12 protein-coding genes are annotated in these 19,226 nt (G+C 44.1%); 6 read left to right on the top strand and 6 right to left on the bottom strand.

Annotated features, from left to right (window positions below):
* Positions 1-8: 8 nt before the first annotated feature.
* The 3 genes from FHS10_RS21675 (at position 9) to FHS10_RS21665 (ending at position 7,756) form a co-directional block, all read left to right on the top strand.
* Positions 9-3,854, top strand: coding sequence for a trifunctional MMPL family transporter/lysophospholipid acyltransferase/class I SAM-dependent methyltransferase (locus tag FHS10_RS21675; protein ID WP_259094613.1), 3,846 nt, complete (start codon positions 9-11; stop codon positions 3,852-3,854).
* Between the two features lie 527 nt (positions 3,855-4,381).
* On the top strand, positions 4,382-5,890 hold the full coding sequence (locus FHS10_RS21670; protein ID WP_259094602.1) for a phytoene desaturase family protein: 1,509 nt from the start codon (positions 4,382-4,384) through the stop codon (positions 5,888-5,890).
* 267 nt (positions 5,891-6,157) lie between these two features.
* Positions 6,158-7,756, top strand: coding sequence for a C45 family autoproteolytic acyltransferase/hydrolase (locus FHS10_RS21665; RefSeq protein WP_259094600.1), 1,599 nt, complete (start codon positions 6,158-6,160; stop codon positions 7,754-7,756).
* Positions 7,757-8,034: 278 nt separating this feature from the next.
* Here the strand turns inward: FHS10_RS21665 and FHS10_RS21660 are convergent, their stop codons facing one another.
* Genes FHS10_RS21660 through ileS form a run of 3 tightly spaced genes read right to left on the bottom strand, consistent with a single transcriptional unit; the run spans position 8,035 to position 12,429 of the window.
* A complete protein-coding gene (locus FHS10_RS21660; RefSeq protein WP_259094598.1) occupies positions 8,035-8,640 on the bottom strand; it encodes a lipoprotein signal peptidase in 606 nt (201 codons plus the stop codon).
* Positions 8,641-9,024 carry a TraR/DksA family transcriptional regulator gene (locus FHS10_RS21655; RefSeq protein ID WP_184547488.1) on the bottom strand — a complete coding sequence of 128 codons (384 nt, stop codon included), beginning with the start codon at positions 9,022-9,024 and terminating at the stop codon, positions 8,641-8,643.
* On the bottom strand, positions 9,025-12,429 hold the full coding sequence (gene ileS / locus FHS10_RS21650) for an isoleucine--tRNA ligase (protein WP_259094594.1): 3,405 nt from the start codon (positions 12,427-12,429) through the stop codon (positions 9,025-9,027).
* An 83-nt stretch (positions 12,430-12,512) separates the two neighbouring features.
* Between ileS and FHS10_RS21645 the strand changes: the two genes are divergently transcribed.
* On the top strand, positions 12,513-12,713 hold the full coding sequence (locus FHS10_RS21645) for a hypothetical protein (protein ID WP_259094590.1): 201 nt from the start codon (positions 12,513-12,515) through the stop codon (positions 12,711-12,713).
* A 221-nt stretch (positions 12,714-12,934) separates the two neighbouring features.
* Here the strand turns inward: FHS10_RS21645 and FHS10_RS21640 are convergent, their stop codons facing one another.
* The 3 genes from FHS10_RS21640 to FHS10_RS21630 all read right to left on the bottom strand — a co-directional run bounded on the left by FHS10_RS21640 (position 12,935) and on the right by FHS10_RS21630 (position 17,148).
* Positions 12,935-13,711 carry an SDR family NAD(P)-dependent oxidoreductase gene (locus tag FHS10_RS21640; protein WP_259094588.1) on the bottom strand — a complete coding sequence of 259 codons (777 nt, stop codon included), beginning with the start codon at positions 13,709-13,711 and terminating at the stop codon, positions 12,935-12,937.
* 257 nt (positions 13,712-13,968) lie between these two features.
* Positions 13,969-14,559, bottom strand: a complete 591-nt coding sequence (locus tag FHS10_RS21635; RefSeq protein ID WP_259094572.1) for a hypothetical protein — start codon at positions 14,557-14,559, stop codon at positions 13,969-13,971.
* Between the two features lie 252 nt (positions 14,560-14,811).
* Positions 14,812-17,148 carry an efflux RND transporter permease subunit gene (locus FHS10_RS21630; RefSeq protein WP_259094569.1) on the bottom strand — a complete coding sequence of 779 codons (2,337 nt, stop codon included), beginning with the start codon at positions 17,146-17,148 and terminating at the stop codon, positions 14,812-14,814.
* Positions 17,149-17,847: 699 nt separating this feature from the next.
* On the opposite strand from FHS10_RS21630, the gene FHS10_RS21625 reads away from it, so the two are divergent.
* Both FHS10_RS21625 and recO read left to right on the top strand, forming a co-directional pair.
* Positions 17,848-18,216 (top strand): diacylglycerol kinase, encoded by a 369-nt coding sequence (locus FHS10_RS21625; RefSeq protein WP_259094558.1) that lies wholly within the window; start codon positions 17,848-17,850, stop codon positions 18,214-18,216.
* The gene (recO, locus tag FHS10_RS21620; RefSeq protein ID WP_259094555.1) at positions 18,206-18,931 is read left to right on the top strand and encodes a DNA repair protein RecO; all 726 of its coding nucleotides are present in this window, start codon (positions 18,206-18,208) and stop codon (positions 18,929-18,931) included. Before FHS10_RS21625 ends, recO begins: the two co-directional genes overlap by 11 nt.
* Positions 18,932-19,226: the final 295 nt, after the last annotated feature.

Here is a 19,226-nt window from a genome sequence, read left to right as displayed (position 1 = left end):
CGCGGTAAATGGAAAAAGGCCTTATCCTCATATATCATTATTTTGCCCGGCACAAGGTTGTTTTTTATACCGTGTTTATTTGCTGCTTTTTGTTTTTGGGCTACTTTTCATCGCGGGTAAAGTTTGAGGAGGATATCAGCAAGGTTATCCCAAAGGATAAAAAGATCAACAAGCTAAACGAAGTTTTTCAAAACTCCAAGTTTTTAGATAAGCTGGTGATCATGGTGGCGCTTAAAGATAGCAATGCCACTGCCAAACCCGATAGCCTGGTAAGCTTTGCCGATGAGTTTGCAAACAACGTAGGCCAAAAGCTTAAACCCTACATTGGTAAAACCAATTTTAAGGTTGATGATGATGTGGTGATGAAGCTGTTTGGCACCATTAGCCAGCGCCTGCCCATCTATCTTAATGAAAAAGATTATCAAACCATTGATACCCTCATTAGCCCGGAAAAGGTAAAACAAACCCTGGCCTATGATTACCGCACATTAACATCCCCGGCAGGAATTGCGCTCAAAAGTATTATCAGTAATGATCCGGTTGGCATTTCCTTTATCGCCCTGAAAAAATTACAGCAATTACAGTACGATAAAAACTTTGAGCTTTATGATAACTACGTGGTTACTAAAGATCATAAAAACCTGCTGATGTTTATTACCCCGGCCTATCCGCCAAATAACACGGGGAAAAACGGGTTTTTAATAAAAGGGCTGGATCAACTGATAGATAGCCTAAGCCATAAAGGCACAAGGGCAACCACAGCCACCTACTTTGGCTCGGCAGCGGTTTATTATGGCAATGCCTTGCAGCTGCGCCGCGATACCGCCCTTACCCAGGGTGCTACCGTGGTTGCGCTTGTTTTGTTTTTAGGTTTATACTTCCGTAAAAAAAGGGCTCCCATTATTATTTTGATCCCGGTGCTGTTTGGCTCCTTGTTTTCGCTTACGGCCATTTATTTTTTAAAGGGCAGTATCTCGGTTATCGCTTTGGGTACGGGCTCGGTGGTGCTGGGTATCGCTATCAATTACTCGCTGCATGTGTTTAACCATTACCGCCATACCAAAAGTGTGGAGCAGGTATTGAAAGACCTGGTAATGCCGCTTACCGTGGGCAGCTTTACCACCATTGGCGGTTTCCTTTGCCTGGAGTTTGTGGAGTCGGAAATGCTGAAGGACCTGGGGCTGTTTGCCGCCTTTAGTTTGATAGGCGCGTCTATCTGTTCGCTGGTGTTTTTGCCGCAGTTCATCGCCACCAAAAAAGAACAGGAGAACCACAGCTTCAACCAGCTTTCATGGATTGATAAACTGGCTTCCTTTAACCCCGAATACAATAAGTACATTGTTATAGGCATTATGCTGCTTACAGGTGTGTTTTTTTACAAGGCCAATGATGTAACTTTTGAGTTTGATGTAGCCAAAATGAACTACATGCCACCAGCCCTGCAGCTATCGCAAAACAAGCTGAATAAGATTAACCAGTACGCCCTGCAATCGGTTTACCTGGTATCGGAAGGGAAAACGCTGGACCGGGCATTAATCAACAACGAAAAACTGGCCGCGCAGATAGAAAAGCTAAAACAGCAAAACATTGTAAAGCGCTCATCGGATGTATCATCATTTATTATTTCAGACTCGCTGCAAAAAGAACGCGTTGCCCGTTGGAATGCCTACTGGACTACCGAAAAAAAACAGCGACTATTAGCCACCCTTGAAAAAGAAGGCAAAGCGCAGGGCTTCAGCACATCGGCATTTGAAAAATTCAGAACGTTGTTGAATACCGATTTTTCGCATACCAACGATGATGATGTAGCCGAGATCAGGAAAAGCTTCCTGGATAATTTTATTAACGAATATCCAAGTCACTCCACGGTGGTAACGCTGGTGCAAACCTCGCCAGAAAATAAAGCCGCCATTTACAAAGCTTTTGAAAACGATCCGAATGTTACGGTTATTGATAAGCAATACCTCACCAATAAATTAGTACAGATCATCAATGCCGATTTTACCAGCATCGCGGTAATGTCATCGGCATTGGTATTCATTGTGCTGCTGCTTACTTATGGCCGCATGGAACTGGCGCTGGTTTCCTTTATCCCCATGGCCATTTCCTGGATCTGGATCCTGGGGCTGATGGGCATTTTCGGCATAGGGTTCAACATCGTCAACATCATTATTTCGGCATTGATATTTGGCCTGGGCGATGATTACAGCCTGTACATTATGGATGGTTTGCTGCAGGAATATAAAACCGGCAAAAAGGTACTGTCATCCTACAAATCATCCATCTTTTTATCGGCCATAACTACCATAACCGGCCTGGGGGTATTGATATTTGCCAAACACCCCGCCTTGCGGTCGATAGCCGCCATATCCATCATCGGCATCCTGTGCGTGGTCATCATGTCGCAAATCCTGATCCCTTTCCTGTTCAATATCCTCATTAAAAACCGCACGCAAAAAAAACAATTTCCCTGGACCATCAGCGGTTTCGCCATCAGCATTTTCGCTTTCACTTACTTTGTAACCGGCTGCATTATTTTGTCATTACTGGGCTTTTTGTTTAAGCTTAATCCCTTCAATAAAGAAAAAGGCAAGCTGGTTTATCATCATATTATGGCGCGTTTTTCATGGTCGATGATCTACATTATGGGCAATGTAAAAAAGGAGATCATTGATGAGCACCTGGTCGATTTTAAAAACCCATCGGTGATCATTGCTAATCATCAGTCGTTTTTAGATATTTTGATTTTGGTGATGCTTAACCCAAGGCTCATATTGTTTACCAATAACTGGGTATGGAACTCGCCGGTGTTTGGAGCGGTAGTGCGCATGGCCGATTATTTCCCGGTGACGCAAGGTACCGAAGCCAACATCGATCTGCTGGCCGGCAGGGTAAAGCAAGGCTATTCTATAGTGATATTCCCCGAAGGAACACGCTCTGTTGATGGCGACATCAAACGCTTTCATAAAGGTGCCTTTTACCTGGCCGAACAACTGGGTATAGATATTCAGCCCATCCTCATTCACGGTACCGGTTACTGCATGACCAAGGGCGATTTCCTGCTAAAAAACGGACGAATCACCCTCAAATACCTGCCCCGCATTACGCCGGACAATACTGATTTTGGAACAGGTTACTCTGAACGCACCAAGGCTATCAGCAAACATTTTAAAGCCGAATACAAACAACTATGCCAACAGGTAGAGCAGCCCCGCTACTATCGCGAGCAGCTGATATACAACTACCTTTACAAAGGCCCCATATTAGAATGGTACATGCGGATAAAGGTTAGGTTCGAAAAAAATTATCAACCTTTTCATGAGCTGCTACCGTTAAAAGGCCGAATGCTGGATATTGGCTGCGGATATGGCTTTATGCCCTACATGCTGCACTTTGCCGCACCAGGGCGCAATTTTACAGGCATTGATTATGATGAGGATAAAATAGAGGTTGCCAATAACAATTTTAATAAAGACAGCCTGATACGTTTTGAACATGCCGATGCCCTCCATTTTGAAATGGAGCCTTACGATGCCATTATTATTGCCGATGTATTGCACTATATGCAGCCCGATGAGCAAAAACTGATCATGGAGCGCTGCATGAACAATCTTAAGCCCGGTGGCAGCATCATCATTCGCGATGGAAATAAGGACCTGAAGGAAAAGCACCGCGGAACAGAGCTTACCGAATTTTTTTCGACTAAGTTTGTTAAGTTTAATAAAGCCAGTCGCGGTCTGTCGTTTTTATCGGCGCAGATGGTTCAGCAGCTGGCAGCGGCCAATAACATGCAATGCCAGATAATTGATGAAACTAAGTACACATCAAATATTATTTTTGTAATAAAAAAGTGATGGAGGGGGGGGGGCAATTCCCTCTTGATTGTTATTAATTTAAGAATTTTATCCCCCGTAGGGGGTAAAGCTTTGTAGAAAAATAAAAAGACGGCGCTCCGTGCCGTAGGTACGGAACCTATGTAGCGCACCTACGGCACGCAAAAATGTTAATTTATATATGCTACAAAGCTTTTGCTCCGATGGAGCAACCTGTAGATTTCTTAAAATGATAATGTAAAGTGGCTACAATGGAGGATGAACGTGTATACTACATCTTTCCAATAAAGAAAAATGTCATTTCGAACGAAACCGTGGGGGGATTGTGCATCAGGGGTGAGGAGAAATCTTATACAAGCGATAAGCAACGTTGGCTGTTGTATAAGATTTCTCACCCTTGCCACCCAACTCCCCACCCTTCAAGGATTCGAAATGACAGCGTTGTTTTGTGGTAATAATTAAAAGATGCACATTCGGGTATGTTTAAGGAGGGAATAAACCTCAATAAAAGAGTTATAAACTATAACATAAAACAGGGATTTAGATAAATGGAGATTTTTGATGCTGTAATTATCGGCAGTGGTATGGGGGGATTGGTGAGTGCCGATTTACTGAGCAGGGAAGGATTTAAGGTTTGCGTTATTGAAAAAAACCAGCAGATTGGCGGCTCGTTGCAAACCTATGTGCGCGATAAAGTGATCTTTGATTCGGGCGTGCACTACCTTGGCGGGTTGGATAAAGGCCAAAACCTATACCAGATCTTCAAATACCTCGACCTGATGGATAAGCTGAAGCTGCAAAAACAGGATGTTGTTTTTGATAAGATAGGCATTTATGAAGAGGACACCGAATACGAGTATGCCCAGGGTTATGATAATTTCATCAGTCATATCCTGAAACATTTCCCCGGCGAGGAAGCGGTGTTGAATGCCTACTGCGATAAGATCAAAGAGGTTTGCAGCAAATTCTCGTTATACAATTTAAACAGTGGCGACGATTTTAATGAAAAATCTGCTGTACTGGAAATTGATACCAAGGGATTCATAGAGTCGTTAACGGATAACCCGCGTTTGCAGGCGGTGCTTGCGGGCAATAATGCTTTATATGCCGGTCAGGCCGATAAAACTCCGTTTTATGTACACGCGCTGATCCTGAACAGCTATATAGAAAGCTCCTATAAATGTATTGACGGTGGTTCGCAAATAGCCAAGCTTATTGCCAAAAATATCCGTTCGCGCGGTGGAGTTATTAAACGTTATTGCGAGGTGAAACGTATTGTGGTTGAAGGCGGGCAGGTTACCCATGTGGAAACTGCCGAGGGCCAGAAAATTTACGGCAAGCAATTCATCAGCAACATGCACCCGGTGCAAACACTGGCCATTACCGATTCGGACATTATCAAGCCAGCTTACCGTAACCGGTTAAAGGGATTGGAAAATTCGGTATCGTCGTTTACCCTTAACGTAGTTTTTAAAAAGGATAGTTTCCCCTATTTTAATACCAACTACTATGTGGGCAAAGATGGCCACGTTTGGGACATAGCCGAATATAACGAGGAGAACTGGCCGCTGGGCTATGCCTTTTTTATGGCCCCCTCGTCCAAATCGCCCAATTTTGCCGATGGTGCGTCTATCCTGACTTACATGCGCTTTGAGGAAATGAAACCCTGGGAGGATACATTTAACACCGTAGCCAACGTTAATGAGCGGGGAGAAACGTACGAGGAGTTTAAGATCCGCAAGAGCGAAAAACTGCTGGATATGGTAGAGAAAAAATTTCCGGGTTTCAGGGGACACATTAAATCGTATTACTCGGCCACGCCGCTTAGCTACCGCGATTATATCGGTAATGGTGACGGTTCGTTGTACGGTATTGTAAAAGATTATAAGCACACCTTAAAAACATTTATATCGCCGCGCACCAAAATTCCTAACCTGTATTTTACCGGGCAAAATTTAAACCTGCATGGCATTTTGGGCACGGCCATGAGCGCCATTGTTACGTGTACTACGTTATTGGGCGATGATGCTATAATTGGGAAGATAAGGAATGCGTAAAGGATCAATTTACACTATGTCATTGCGAGGAACGAAGCAATCGCGAACTGTGCAGGTTCGCTCTGTAGAGCATGAGATTGCTTCGTTCCTCGCAATGACATAGTGTGGGGTTACTGAAAAAAAAACAAGCACAATCCCCCTATCTTTTAACATTAATAGAAATTAAACATTTTCAACCTGAAACATAACAAAAAATTTAGCTGGAAAAAATTCGGGAAACGTTCCTTATACGCCTTCCTGGGGTTTGTATTGCTGATCCTCATTGGCATGGCATACCTGTATGCCGTGGCTATTGATTACCCGCCCGAGCCAAAGGATCTGAGCAGCTCACAGCTAAAAAGGCAGGAACCGAGTAAAGGCTTTTATACCATTAACAACAGCTGGTTTCGTAAAAGCAAAAGCGGTTTGTTTGAAATGTATGTGGAAGGTAAACCATTTGAACGCGGCGTAATTAATGGCAAGCTGAGCCGGGAACTGGTTGTTGCTCAGGAAGATCATTTTGTAGAGCAAATCAGTCGCATAGTGCCCTCCAATTTTTACCGCCATTTTTTAAAATACTTTATTGCCTGGTTTAACCGCAACCTGGATAAAAACGTAACCGAAGAATACAAGGAGGAGATCTACGGCATCTCTAAATCGGCATCAGATAAGTACCAGTACATCGGCTCAAACTATCAGCGTATTTTAAATTACCACGCGGCACATGATATTGGCCACGCGCTGCAAAGTATGGCTTTGGTGGGTTGTACTTCTTTTGGCACCTGGGGTGTTAAAAGCGAAGATAGCACCATGATTGTCGGTCGCAATTTTGATTTTTATGTGGGCGATAAATTCGCGCAGGATAAAATCGTGGCATTTTTTAATCCATCCGAAGGATATAAATTCATGACCGTTACCTGGGGCGGTTTTATTGGTGCGGTATCCGGCATGAACGAGAAAGGCATAAGCGTAACCATTAATGCCGATAAAACCAATATCCCAACAGGGGCGGCAACGCCGGTATCGCTGGTAGCCCGTGAGATATTACAATATGCCAAAAATACACAGGAAGCGTATGCCATTGCCAAAAAGCGTAAGATGTTTGTATCCGAGGCGTTCCTGGTAGCATCGGCTGCCGATAACAAAGCGGTAGTGATCGAAAAAACGCCCGATACGTTGGATATGTACGACCCGCACCAGGATTATATTGTGTGCGCCAACCATTTTCAAAGCAAGAGCCTCAGTCAATCAAAAGAAAACAAGATCCAGATGGCCGAAAGCGCATCACCCTACCGTTATAACCGCCTGATGGAATTGCTGAATGCCAACGGCAAAAACACCGTACAAAAAACCATAACTATTTTGCGTGATCAGAAAGGCCTGCACGGCGAAAACATAGGCATGGGGAACGAAAAGGCTATTAACCAGCTGATGAGCCACCATAGTATTGTATTTGAGCCTAAAAAGCTGTTGGTATGGGTAAGCACCTCGCCATGGCAGTTAGGCGAGTATGTATGCTACGATCTGAAAAAGGTATTTGGCTTGCGTGGTATGAAACAGGACCAGGAGATCATCGAACAAAATCTTACCGTACCGGCCGATACCTTCCTGTCTACATCGCAATACAAAGATTTTGTAAACTTCCGCCGCATGCGCCAGCGCGTGCTGGATAACCAAACCATCAATACCGATAGCCTGGTAGCAACCAACCCCCAATACTATTTTGCTTATGTAATAGCCGGCGATTATACTTTTAAACTGAAAGACTATAAGAAAGCTTTAGGCTACTATCAAATCGCGCTGACTAAGGTGATAGCGACAAAGAAAGAGGAAGATCATATTAAGGCGATGATTAAGAAATGTAAAAGCAGCCTCGGCCTCTCCTAAACGGCGCAGCCGTCATGAGTGTCCAAAATAAATTAAAATGCGAATAATCCTCTCCAAAGGACATAGCCGGGATGAGGCTACTAATTCAGCTTGTGGTACGGTAAAAAAAAATGACACCTTCAAAGTCCTTGGCTTTAAAAGCCTGCAGTGAGGGCGGCGTGGGTGTTGCCTGAATATATATTGATAATCAGTCTCCTGCAATAACCTCATCTTACAAACGCAAACAGCCTTTATGATCAATCATAAAGGCTGTTTGCGTTTGTAGCAGTAAATATTTTTTATTCTTCAACCATTTCGCTGTTTGGGCTTGGTACTTCGGGCGTTTCGTGCTTAAAGTAGCGTTTTTGATAAATTAATATCATGATCACGCCAACACAAATGGCCGAATCGGCCAGGTTAAATACGGGCCGGAAAAACTCGTAAGGCTCATTGCCCCAAACCGGTACCCATGATGGGAATGTACCCCTAAGCAGCGGGAAGTAAAACATATCAACCACCCGGCCGTGAAACAGCGGGGCGTATTTATACATAATACCGTAAAAGGTTGAATCGATGATGTTGCCTACCGCGCCTGCTAAAATCAGCGCTACGTTCATGATTAAACCGCGATTATATTTATGTTTGATCAAATAGATCAAACTGTAAACAATTCCGCAAACCGCGAAGATGCGGAATAGCGTTAAAGCCAGCTTGCCGGCATCGCCGCCCCATTCCATGCCAAAGGCCATGCCATTGTTTTCGGTATAGTGCAGCATGCCGTGATTGCCCAAAAAACGGATCTCTTCGCCCATATACATGTGGGCACGAACCCAGGTTTTGATGATCTGGTCGGCAAGAATTATAAACGTAGCAGTTAAAAAAGGTTTGGTATAAGCAGCCTTCATTTATTGCTTCAATTTTGCTTCCATTGTCATGGTGGTATGCGGTACGGCACGTAAACGCTCCTTAGGGATCAGTTTACCGGTTTCGCGGCAAATACCGTAAGTTTTGTTTTCAATACGTACCAAAGCAGCCTCCAGCTGATCGATAAATTTTTTCTGGCGTGCAGCTAACTGGTTAATCTGTTCTTTTTCCAGCGTGGCCGATCCGTCTTCCAGCGTTTTATAAGTTCCTGCGGTATCATCAGTTCCGTTCGCGTTTGGCGAGCTTAATGAAGTTGCAAGTGAGTTTAATTCTTCTTTAGCAATACGCAGTTTATCCAGGATGAGTGCTTTAAATTCCTGCAGGTCTGACTCAGAATATCTGGTTTTTTCGTTTTCTACTTTCATTTATATTTTACTAATAACAATCAAAATTTCATTTCCATCAATCTCTATTTTATCACCTTCATTTAACTGGCTTTCAAGCGTTAAGCTTTCGGCCAAAATTTCGGCGCAAATATAAGATAAATTGTTTTTCACCGCTTCGCTCATGTAAGCGTGATCTTCAAGGCGTACACTTATCTTATCCGTTACCTCAAATTCCTTTGCCTTGCGCAAGTTTTGGATCCTGTTAATTAACTCTCTTGAGATCCCCTCCTGTTTTAATTCGTTGGTTATCGTAACATCCAAAGCCACGGTTAGTTTGCCTAAATTTGCAACTTGCCAGCCCGGAACGTCCTCCGCAATGATATCAACCTCTGAAGTAAGTAATGAGTAGTGAGTGGTGAGTGGTTCAGTACCAGCAACTTCTATATCAATACTGCCATTCGCTTCTAATGAAGCAATGTCTTCATTTGTAAAATTATTTATTATCTCGGCCACGGCCTTCATATCCTTCCCTACCTTTTGGCCAAGGGCCTTGAAATTTGGTTTTATCTTCTTTTTAATGAAGCCTGCGGTGTCGGTAATATACTCAATATCTTTGATGTTGGTTTCAGATAATATCAATTCTTTTACCTGCTCCACATGTGCCTTAAAATCCTTATCCAAGATAGGTAAAAGGATTTTACTAAGCGGCTGCCTAACGTTGATCCCGATCTTTTTACGTAACGACAACACTAATGATGATACATCCTGTGCCAGCTGCATACGCTCTTCCAGGTCGGTATCCACCAGTTCGGTATGATACTCGGGGAAGTAGGCCAGGTGTACCGATTCAAATGCCTCTTTGCCGGTAACCGCGTTTAAATCGCAATATAACCTATCGGCAAAGAAAGGCGCTATAGGCGACATCAGTTTGCTGATGGTAATCAGGCAAGTATATAACGTTTGGTAAGCCGAAAGCTTATCATCCGAGTTATCAGACCTCCAGAAACGGCGGCGGCTTAAGCGGATAAACCAGTTGCTGAAATGGGCGTCTACAAATTCCTGTATGGCACGGGCAGCTTTGGTCGGCTCAAAATCGGCATAAAAACCATCTACCTCGCGGCTAAGGGTATTTAAGAGGGAAATGATCCAGCGGTCAATCTCCGGGCGTTTGCCGATCTCTATTTCGGCTTCGCTGTACGTAAACTTATCAATATTGGCATACAGCACAAAAAACGAATAGGTATTATACAGCGTACCAAAGAATTTACGACGAACCTCGTCTATCCCCTCGGTGTTAAATTTAAGGTTATCCCATGGCGCAGCATTGCTAATCATGTACCAGCGTGGCGCATCGGCACCAAACTGCTCAATGGTTTCAAACGGATCGACACCATTGCCTAAACGTTTAGACATTTTGTTACCGTTCTTATCCAAAACTAACCCGTTCGAGATCACATTGCGGAACGCTACACCACCGTTGCCTACCTCTTCGTTCACCTTCCGCACCTCTTCGCTGCATTCGCTAAGCATTACGGCTATGGCATGCAGGGTAAAGAACCAGCCACGGGTTTGGTCAACACCTTCGGCAATAAAATCGGCAGGGTAGGCTTTGGCAAACTCCTCTTTATTTTCAAACGGGAAATGCCATTGCGCGTACGGCATGGCACCGCTATCAAACCAAACGTCTATCAGATCTGGCTCGCGGAACATTTTATTGCCGGTTGATGAGGTCAGGATCACATCATCAACGTATGGCCTGTGCATATCTTCCAGCTTAAAACCTGCCGGCATGAAGCCTGCGGCTATCGCCTTTTCAATTTCGGCATTCAGTTCGGCTATCGAGCCAATACATTTTTCTTCGCCGCCATTTTCCTCGCGCCAGATAGGCAGCGGGGTACCCCAGTAACGCGAACGCGAAAGGTTCCAGTCAACCAGGTTTTCAAGCCAGTTCCCAAAACGGCCGGTACCGGTCGATTCTGGTTTCCAGTTGATGGTTTTGTTGAGCGCTACCATCTTATCCTTAACGGCAGTGGTACGGATAAACCAGCTATCCAGCGGATAGTACAGGATCGGCTCGTCTGAACGCCAGGAGTGGGGGTAGCTGTGCTCGTATTTTTTTACGTCGAATGCTTTGTTCTCGGTTTTTAGTTTGATCGAGATCAGTACGTCGGTGGGTTTAAAACCTTCAACGGCACGCTCTTCGGCGGTATAATATTCTTCTTTAACGTAGTAGCCTGCAAAATCGGTAACCTCATCAACAAAACGGCCTTGTTTGTTCACCAACGGAACATCCTTGCCATTCTCGTCCTTAATCAATACCGATGGCACGTTGTTTTCTTTACAGGCCCTGAAGTCATCCGCGCCAAATATAGATGCGGTGTGCACAATGCCGGTACCATCTTCGGTAGTAACAAAATCGGCCGGGATCACGCGGAAAGCGTTTTGCTCCAGGTCGGCATTGGTTACGTAGGGCATTAGTTGCTCATAGTGGATGCCTAAAAGCTGTTTGCCTTTAAACTCGGCCTGCAACTTCCAGGGGATGATCTTATCACCGCCTTTGTAATCTTCAAAAGAAGCGTTTTCGCCTTCGGCCTTAAAGTATTTTTTTACCAGGTCTTTGGCCAATACAACGCAAACCGGTTCAAAAGTGTAGGGGTTAAAAGTACTTACCTTAACGTAGCTGATGTTCTCGCCAACGGCAAGGGCACAGTTTGAGGGCAGGGTCCATGGGGTGGTTGTCCAGGCCAGGATAAACAGATCACTGCTGATGCCTTCAAATAAAAAGGCCGAATCGGCATCACGTTTTACTTTAAACTGGGCAACAATGGTAGTATCCTTTACCATTTTGTAGGTACCCGGCTGGTTCAGCTCATGCGAGCTAAGGCCGGTGCCTGATTTTGGCGAGTATGGCTGTACCGTATATCCTTTGTATAAAAGATCCTTATCATATAACTGTTTCAGGATCCACCAAAGGCTTTCAATGTATTCGTTTTTATAGGTGATGTACGGATCGTTCAGATCAACCCAGTAACCCATTTTCTCGGTCAGGTCGTTCCATACATCGGTATAGCGCATTACCTCCTTGCGGCAGGCGTCGTTATATTCTTTAACGGTTATTTTTTTACCAATATCATCTTTGGTGATGCCTAAAGCTTTTTCAACGGCAAGCTCAATAGGCAAGCCATGGGTATCCCAGCCACCTTTACGTTTTACCTGGTAGCCTTTAAGGGTTTTGTAACGGCAAAAAATATCTTTTATAGAGCGTGCCATTACGTGGTGAATACCGGGCATGCCATTTGCGCTCGGCGGCCCTTCGTAAAAAGTGTAAGGGTTATTTTCCGGGCGACTGCTGATACTTTTTTCAAATATGTTGTTCTGTTTCCAAAACTCCAGCACTTCTTTGCCTGTTTGCGATAAGTTTAACTGCTTATATTCCTTGTACATCTATATATTCTACCGTTTATCACCTCTTTTTTAAGAGGTTGCAAAAATACGGAAATTATAAATGATTTTTTTAATTTAGAAGGGTGAAAAATAATAAAGTAAAGCGCACTATCCTGCTGTTATTGATATCAGTTATCCTGTTTTCATTAACTATGGTGGTGCCGGCCTTTGAAGGCTCACAATGGAAAGTGTATATACAGGGCGCTGCCACAGGTTTACTTATGGCCGCTATAGTGAGCATTATTACGCTTATTATTGATAATTTGAGAGAGGCTAAGAAATAACACGATTTGAGGATTTGGCAGGATTAACAGGATTTGTCTGAACCGGGATTAAACAGATTGAGCAGATTATTTGGATTTTGATTGCGTCCGGAGAAATCCTGAGAATCCCTTAATCCCATAAACCAAGGGTCAAAAAAAAATCCTGACTAATCCCGGAAATCAGCTTAATCCCGGTTCAGAAAAAAAAATCCTGTCAATCCTACCCAATCCCAAAATCGTGTTTAAAAAATAGCCCTGTTAGCTCCCCCGTCAACCTGTATGGTAGTACCGGTAATATAAGCTGCCTGCTCTGATGCCAGGAAGGCAACCAGGGCGGCCAACTCTTCGGGCTTGCCTATGCGACCAAGCGGGATGCTTTTTGCTTTATCTTTTATGGCTTGCTCGGGATCTACATCTTTGGGCATGGTGTGTTTAATACGGTCGGTAAGAATGAGGCCTGGCGCTACGTTGTTTACCGTGATATTGTACGGACCAAACTCATCGGCCATTAGTTTGGCCATGCCAACCACGCCCATGCGCATGCTGGTTGATAATACCGAATTGCCCAACACCGCCTTTACAGAGCCACTGATGATGTTGATAATGCGGCCGCTGCCGGTTTTTTGCATATGGGGCAATACCAGTTTACTTAAGCGGGCAACACTGAGCAGGTTAAGTTCAAAAGCTTTCTGCCAGTGTTCGTCGTCGAAGTTTTCAAACTTATCAAATGGCGGCCCGCCTGCGTTGTTCAACAGGATGTCTATCCGGCCAAATTTGGCGGCGGCATCGTTTATAAATTCTTCGATCTCGTCGGCTTTTGAAACATCAACGGGGATGGCCACAACCTCGTTACCGGTTAATTTACTGATCTCCTTAGCCGTTTTGGCAAGCTCGCCCTCATCGCGCGAGCCAATGATCACCTTTGCGCCTTCGGCACTTAATGCAGTGGCTATGGCCTTGCCTAAGCCTTTGCTGGCAGCTAATACTACCGCTACTTTGTTGTTGAGTTTAAGATCCATATGAGCAGGTTTTGAGTTCCGTATATGTAATTTCTTTCGACCTATTTGTTTGAACCTTTATGATGGCTCTGTATATCGGTTACGACTCATCCCGACGAGGCTACGCCCGTCTTCCCCTCTCTCCGACTGCGTGGCATAGAGGGGCTAAAAAGGTTTTGTTTCTTCTAACCCTCTTTGCGGCTTGCCGGAGAGAGGGTGGGCCTGCGAAGCGTAGACCGGGTGAGTCAAAACCCGCGTTCTTTTACGATAGGTGCTCCTTATTCTATAGTGCTCAATGTCACATAATCCCCACCATCGTACCCAACAGCTAAAGCCATTTTATCATTGTGCCTTAAAACAAGCAGTTTATATAGGTCCTGCCTTATAATGTCATCTAAAACCAGGGAGCAGTAAGCTACAGGCAGCAACCAATCCAGGAAATCATAATCGTCGCTGTCGCTATTGATGAGTTTTTCAATGGCCGATAGATTATCCAGGATGATCATGCTGTCTTCCGGCGAGTAGGAAGGCTCGTCGCCGTCAATTTCATCCGGACCGGCAACATCGTAGCCACTTAAATAGATGCCATAAAGCTTGGCATCGTCTTTGTCTGCATACTCCTGAATTCCAACCCATAAACATTTGGTTTCGGCCGTTATTTCATCGGTAGAAAAAGTTAGCTCAAACCAGTCTTTTATTTCCTTTCGCTCAGTCTTAATATCAATATTCCGAACTTGAGTCCAGTAAGACTTGGCTTTAATATTTTCGAGCAAATCAATCAGCTTACTCCATGATTGAGCTATCGGTAACTGTTGGTTAAAGATCGCTTCAAAATCATTCCACACCTGTACATTTTCAAACTCTGCCATCGTGATTAAAAGATTATTTATGTTACAAAGCCAAACGTTCTATGCCCTGCGATTTAAACCGGTAGATCGCAGACGACTCACCCCGACATCGCTGCGCTCGTCTGCCCCTCTCTCCGCTTCGCGCATAGAGGGGCGGAGAATTTTTTTGTTTTAACCCTCTTTGCGGCTTGCCGGAGAGAGGGAGGTCCAGCGCAGCGTCGACCGGGTGAGTCATCTGCGCCTTGCCCTTTAGTTATTCCCGCAACGAGGCTTCTACTCCTCTATATCCGGTCCTTTAATTTTAGTCCTGTCAACGCCGCCTTCCAAACTTAGTAAAAACGCGGGTAACAACGTAAGGTTACTGATCATGGCCACCAATAAAGTAATTGAAAGCAGGATACCCAATGCCTGGGTGCCGCCAAATTTGGATACCACAAAAACGCCGAAACCAAAGAACAATACTGTGGCTATAAATATCATACTTACACCGGTTTCAAAAATACTGTCAGATACTATTTGCGAGATGCTTTTGTTGGTATGGCGCAGTTCATGGCGGTAGCGGGTGATGAAGTATATGGTTTGATCGCTGGAAATACCCATGGCGATGCTAAAGATCAATATGGTTGATGGCTTAAGCGGGATGCCGAAAAAGCCCATGATGCCCGCCGTAATAATAAGCGGCACCAGGTTGGGCAATAATGATATAGCTATCATTTTTATGCCCCTGAACAATATCCACATCACTATGGCAATCAGGAAAATGGCCCAGGCCAGGCTTTCATATAAATTGGTAAGCAGGTAATTGGTGCCCTTTATAAAAATAATGCTGCTGCCGGTAAGCTCCACATGAAACTTTTTAGGGTTAAAGATAGAGTCGATGCGTGGCTGTAATTCGGCCAGTACTACGTTCATTTTTTTTGAGCCGGCATCTACCATTTCAAAGGTAACGCGGGTTACCTGTTTGTTGCTGTCAATAAAATTATTGAGGGCGTTACTGCTTTTGCTGCCCGAGTTGCCGGCATAGTTAAGTATAAAGTTTTGCTCCAGGCCATCGGGCAAACGGTAATATTCCGGCGCGCCGCCATAAAAGGCCTGGGTGCTGAATTTCAAGGCCTGGATCAACGATATGGAACGACTGAATTGAGGGTACGACGAAATAAGCGCTTCCAGTTTTTCTACCTTACGGATCACGCCCAGGTTTACCACTCCGTTTTTGCGTTTGGTATCGATACTTACCTCTAAAGGCAATACTCCGTTAAAGTTCGATTCAAAAAACTTTAGGTCTTCCAGCGTATTGTTGTGCTGGGGCAAATCGTCAACCACGTAGCCGTTAATGTTCATTTTAGTAATACCAACAGCCGATATTAAAACCAAAACAATTGTGGTGATATAAACAACGCTCCGTTTTTTGTGCACCAGATTATCCAGGCTGGTTAACAGTTTTGCCATTACTTTGCTATCCTTAATGCCGCTTTTTTGTTTTTTGGGCGATGGTAGGTAGCTAAAAATAATGGGCACCAAAATAAGGCTCAAAGCAAATGTTGCCATAATGCTGATAGATGCTACCAGGCCAAACTGGGTTAACAACTCGCTGTTGGTGAAACATAAAACGCCAAAGCCTATAGCTGTAGTAACGTTGGCAATAAAGGTGGTAATGCCAGCCCTTTCAATAGCCAGGTGCAAAGCCTGCATTTTATTGCCGATTTGCTGATACTCGTGGTAATATTTATTGAGGATGAAGATGGTATTTGGAATACCGATAACCACCACCAGTGGCGGAATAATGCCGGTAAGGATGGTCATTTCATAATGCATTAACACCAGTGTACCCAGGCTAAACACCACCCCCAGCACCACAATAATAACCGGGAACACCACCGGGAAAAATGAGCGGAAAAAGATAAGCAGGATTAAGGCTGTAATGAGGATAGATAAGCTCAGGAACATAGAAAACTCATGCGCCACCAAATCGCCCACTACGGTGCGGATCAATGGCAGGCCCGAGTAATGTACTTTAATATTGTGCTTCGTTTCAAAATCGCTGCCCAGTTTCTGGATCTCTTTAATAATAGGCACCCGTAGCGGCGTGTTGATGATTTTGTCATCAAAAGTGATAGCCATCAGGGTTGATTTGCCATCGTTACTTAACACCAGGCCTTTATAAAAAGGCAGATTGGCTAATTGTTGTTTTACGCTATCAACGGCCTGTGCTGTTGGCAGTACATGGGCAACTAAAGGTTTTATTACAAAGCGGTGCTTAGCGGTATCTTTTTGCAGATTATACACATTGGCCATGGATAACACCGCTTTAACGCCTTTAACCTGGCGCATGCTGTTGCCAATGGTATACCAATCGTTAAAAACATCCTTATTAAACAGACTATCGGATTTTATGCCGATAACCATGGTGGCAGCATCCTGCCCAAAAGTTTTTTTGAATTGGTTGTAACGGATGTAGGCCGAATCGGTAACGGGGAGTACTTTACCGCCATTAAAAGTGATCTTTACTTTTGATGCCTCATATCCCATAAAAACACTAAGCGCTATAACGCCTATCAACACAAAAAGTCTGTTTTTAAGTATAAATGATGCCGTATTTTTCCAGAACATGAATATGATTTAATGACCGCCGCTAAACTACGAATTTAGATTTTAACCGGGGGGGGAAAAGAATCAAGAGTTGAGAATCAAGAATTAAGACGGGAATTGAAGTATACATGAGTACCGCTATGAACGTATCTTAAACAAACTTTGTCATCCTGAACGTAGTGAAGGATCTATTCTACGCCATGCCTATTAGCCCTTTGAAGTTCGCGAATAGACGCTTCGTTCCTACCCATGACAAGTTGTAAAACGGAAGTCATCCTGAACTTGTTTCAGGACCCCACAGGACAGGTTATCCGCCTGAAGTATACTCAGCAAGTGGGGTGCCGAAACAAGTTCGGCATGACAGCGGGTTTAAGGTGATTGTCATTCCCCCTTTACAGTCCGCGGGTTTTACAACTACCCATGACAAGTCCACCATGTCATTGCGAGGCACGAAGCAATCTCATGCTCTACAGGGCGAATCTGCACAGTTCGCGATTGCTTCGTTCCTCGCAATGACATAGCTTTATATTGTCATTTCCACCTTCAGAATTTCGCGAAATTTTACAACTCAGCATGACAGGGTGGTGAGGATAGTTTGTTACGTCATTTCCACCTTCAAAGCTCACGGATTTTAAAACCCAGCATAACTTAACTTTGCGTTTTAATCCCACTTCGCTCAAAAAAAATTTCAATAACATCAATAACCCGTATTTTTACCTAATGAAAAGACTGATACGCAGTTTTGGCTTTGCTTTTAAAGGATTGCGCTATGCAACCGCCTCCCAGCCCAATTTCAGAATCCACCTGGTGTTGGCCGTGATTGCTGTTGTATTGGGCTTTGTATTGGGTATTTCCTTTAGTGAGTGGGAATGGATTGTGCTGGCTATTGCCTTTGTATTAGTGGTAGAGCTTTTAAATACTGGTATTGAAACCTTAACCGACCTGGTATCGCCGGGCTATAATGAAAAAGCCGGCCGGGTTAAGGATGTTTGCGCGGGAGCGGTGGTAATTGCAGCCCTGTTTGCGTTGATCACCGGTATAGTGATATTTTTACCCAAACTTATTGTATTGATACACCATGCTGCATAAAACCCGCGGAATAGTTTTTAAAGCGACCGACTATGGCGAGAGCAGCGTGATTGTACAGATCTTTACCGAAAAATTCGGACTGCAATCATACATCATCAACGGGGCCAAAAAGCCAAAGGCCAAAATTGCCCGCAATATGCTGCAGCCGCTGCACTTGCTTGATCTGGTGGTTTACCATAAAAACACGGGCAGTGTACAGCGTATAGCCGAATTGAAGAACGCGCCGGTACTGCAAACTATTCCTTACGATGTAATTAAAAGCTGCATAGCCATTTTTTTGAACGAGGTGCTTTATAAGGCCATTAAACAGCAAACGGCCGAGGAGAACATTTTTGATTTTGTATTTAGCGCCATAGAATGGCTTGATCATCAGGATAGCAATGTGGCTAACTTTCACCTGCTGTTTTTGACACAGCTTACCCGTTACCTGGGTTTTTACCCCGATAGGTTTTTAATTGGCAATGCCGATTACTTTGATCTTAAAAACGGCACGTTTAGCAAATATAAACCCGATAGCGTGATGTACCTATCGCCGCCGCATACGCAAAACTTTAGCGCCTTGCTGCAATGCAGTTTTGAAAACATGCAGTCACTCAAATTCAGTAACGATGAACGCCGCTATCTTATTCAAAAACTAATGGAGTACTACGCCCTGCACATCGAGGGCTTCGGGAATATCCGCTCGGGCGATGTGTTAGAGGAGGTGCTTTCTTAGAAGCTGTTTAAAAGCGAAAAAAATCGTCATTGCTGTAAAATCTGCGGCCTCTGAAGGTGGAAATGACATAAAAAACTGTTCTTTCCATCCTGTCATTCTGAGTTATAAGATTTCGCGAAGTTCTGAAAGTGGAAATGACAATTCAAATAAAGAACTGTCATCCTGAGTAAGTTTTATTTGCGCACAAATAATCGCATTGAAAATGACACGAATAGTTATGAGTTTTGCTTTATAAAAGCAACTTATGGCAGTGTAGCAGTTTAGCTCCTGGTGTTAATTACCCGCCCCTGAGTTT

The sequence above is a fragment of the Mucilaginibacter dorajii genome (assembly GCF_024808255.1).
In the GTDB taxonomy this organism is placed as follows: Bacteria; Bacteroidota; Bacteroidia; order Sphingobacteriales; family Sphingobacteriaceae; genus Mucilaginibacter; species Mucilaginibacter dorajii.
The sequence above is the reverse complement of the archived record's forward strand: the minus strand, read 5'-3'. Positions and strand labels throughout refer to the sequence as shown.

Bases quoted from the DNA above. Each gene is read 5' to 3' on its own strand.
- ileS (WP_259094594.1), bottom strand. From the start codon at position 12,429: ATGTACAAGGAATATAAGCAGTTAAACTTATCGCAAACAGGCAAAGAA.
- FHS10_RS21660 (WP_259094598.1), bottom strand. From the start codon at position 8,640: ATGAAGGCTGCTTATACCAAACCTTTTTTAACTGCTACGTTTATAATT.
- FHS10_RS21675 (WP_259094613.1), top strand. From the start codon at position 9: ATGGAAAAAGGCCTTATCCTCATATATCATTATTTTGCCCGGCACAAG.
- FHS10_RS21635 (WP_259094572.1), bottom strand. From the start codon at position 14,559: ATGGCAGAGTTTGAAAATGTACAGGTGTGGAATGATTTTGAAGCGATC.
- FHS10_RS21625 (WP_259094558.1), top strand. From the start codon at position 17,848: ATGAAAAGACTGATACGCAGTTTTGGCTTTGCTTTTAAAGGATTGCGC.
- recO (WP_259094555.1), top strand. From the start codon at position 18,206: ATGCTGCATAAAACCCGCGGAATAGTTTTTAAAGCGACCGACTATGGC.
- FHS10_RS21640 (WP_259094588.1), bottom strand. From the start codon at position 13,711: ATGGATCTTAAACTCAACAACAAAGTAGCGGTAGTATTAGCTGCCAGC.
- FHS10_RS21630 (WP_259094569.1), bottom strand. From the start codon at position 17,148: ATGTTCTGGAAAAATACGGCATCATTTATACTTAAAAACAGACTTTTT.
- FHS10_RS21655 (WP_184547488.1), bottom strand. From the start codon at position 9,024: ATGAAAGTAGAAAACGAAAAAACCAGATATTCTGAGTCAGACCTGCAG.
- FHS10_RS21665 (WP_259094600.1), top strand. From the start codon at position 6,158: ATGGCATACCTGTATGCCGTGGCTATTGATTACCCGCCCGAGCCAAAG.
- FHS10_RS21670 (WP_259094602.1), top strand. From the start codon at position 4,382: ATGGAGATTTTTGATGCTGTAATTATCGGCAGTGGTATGGGGGGATTG.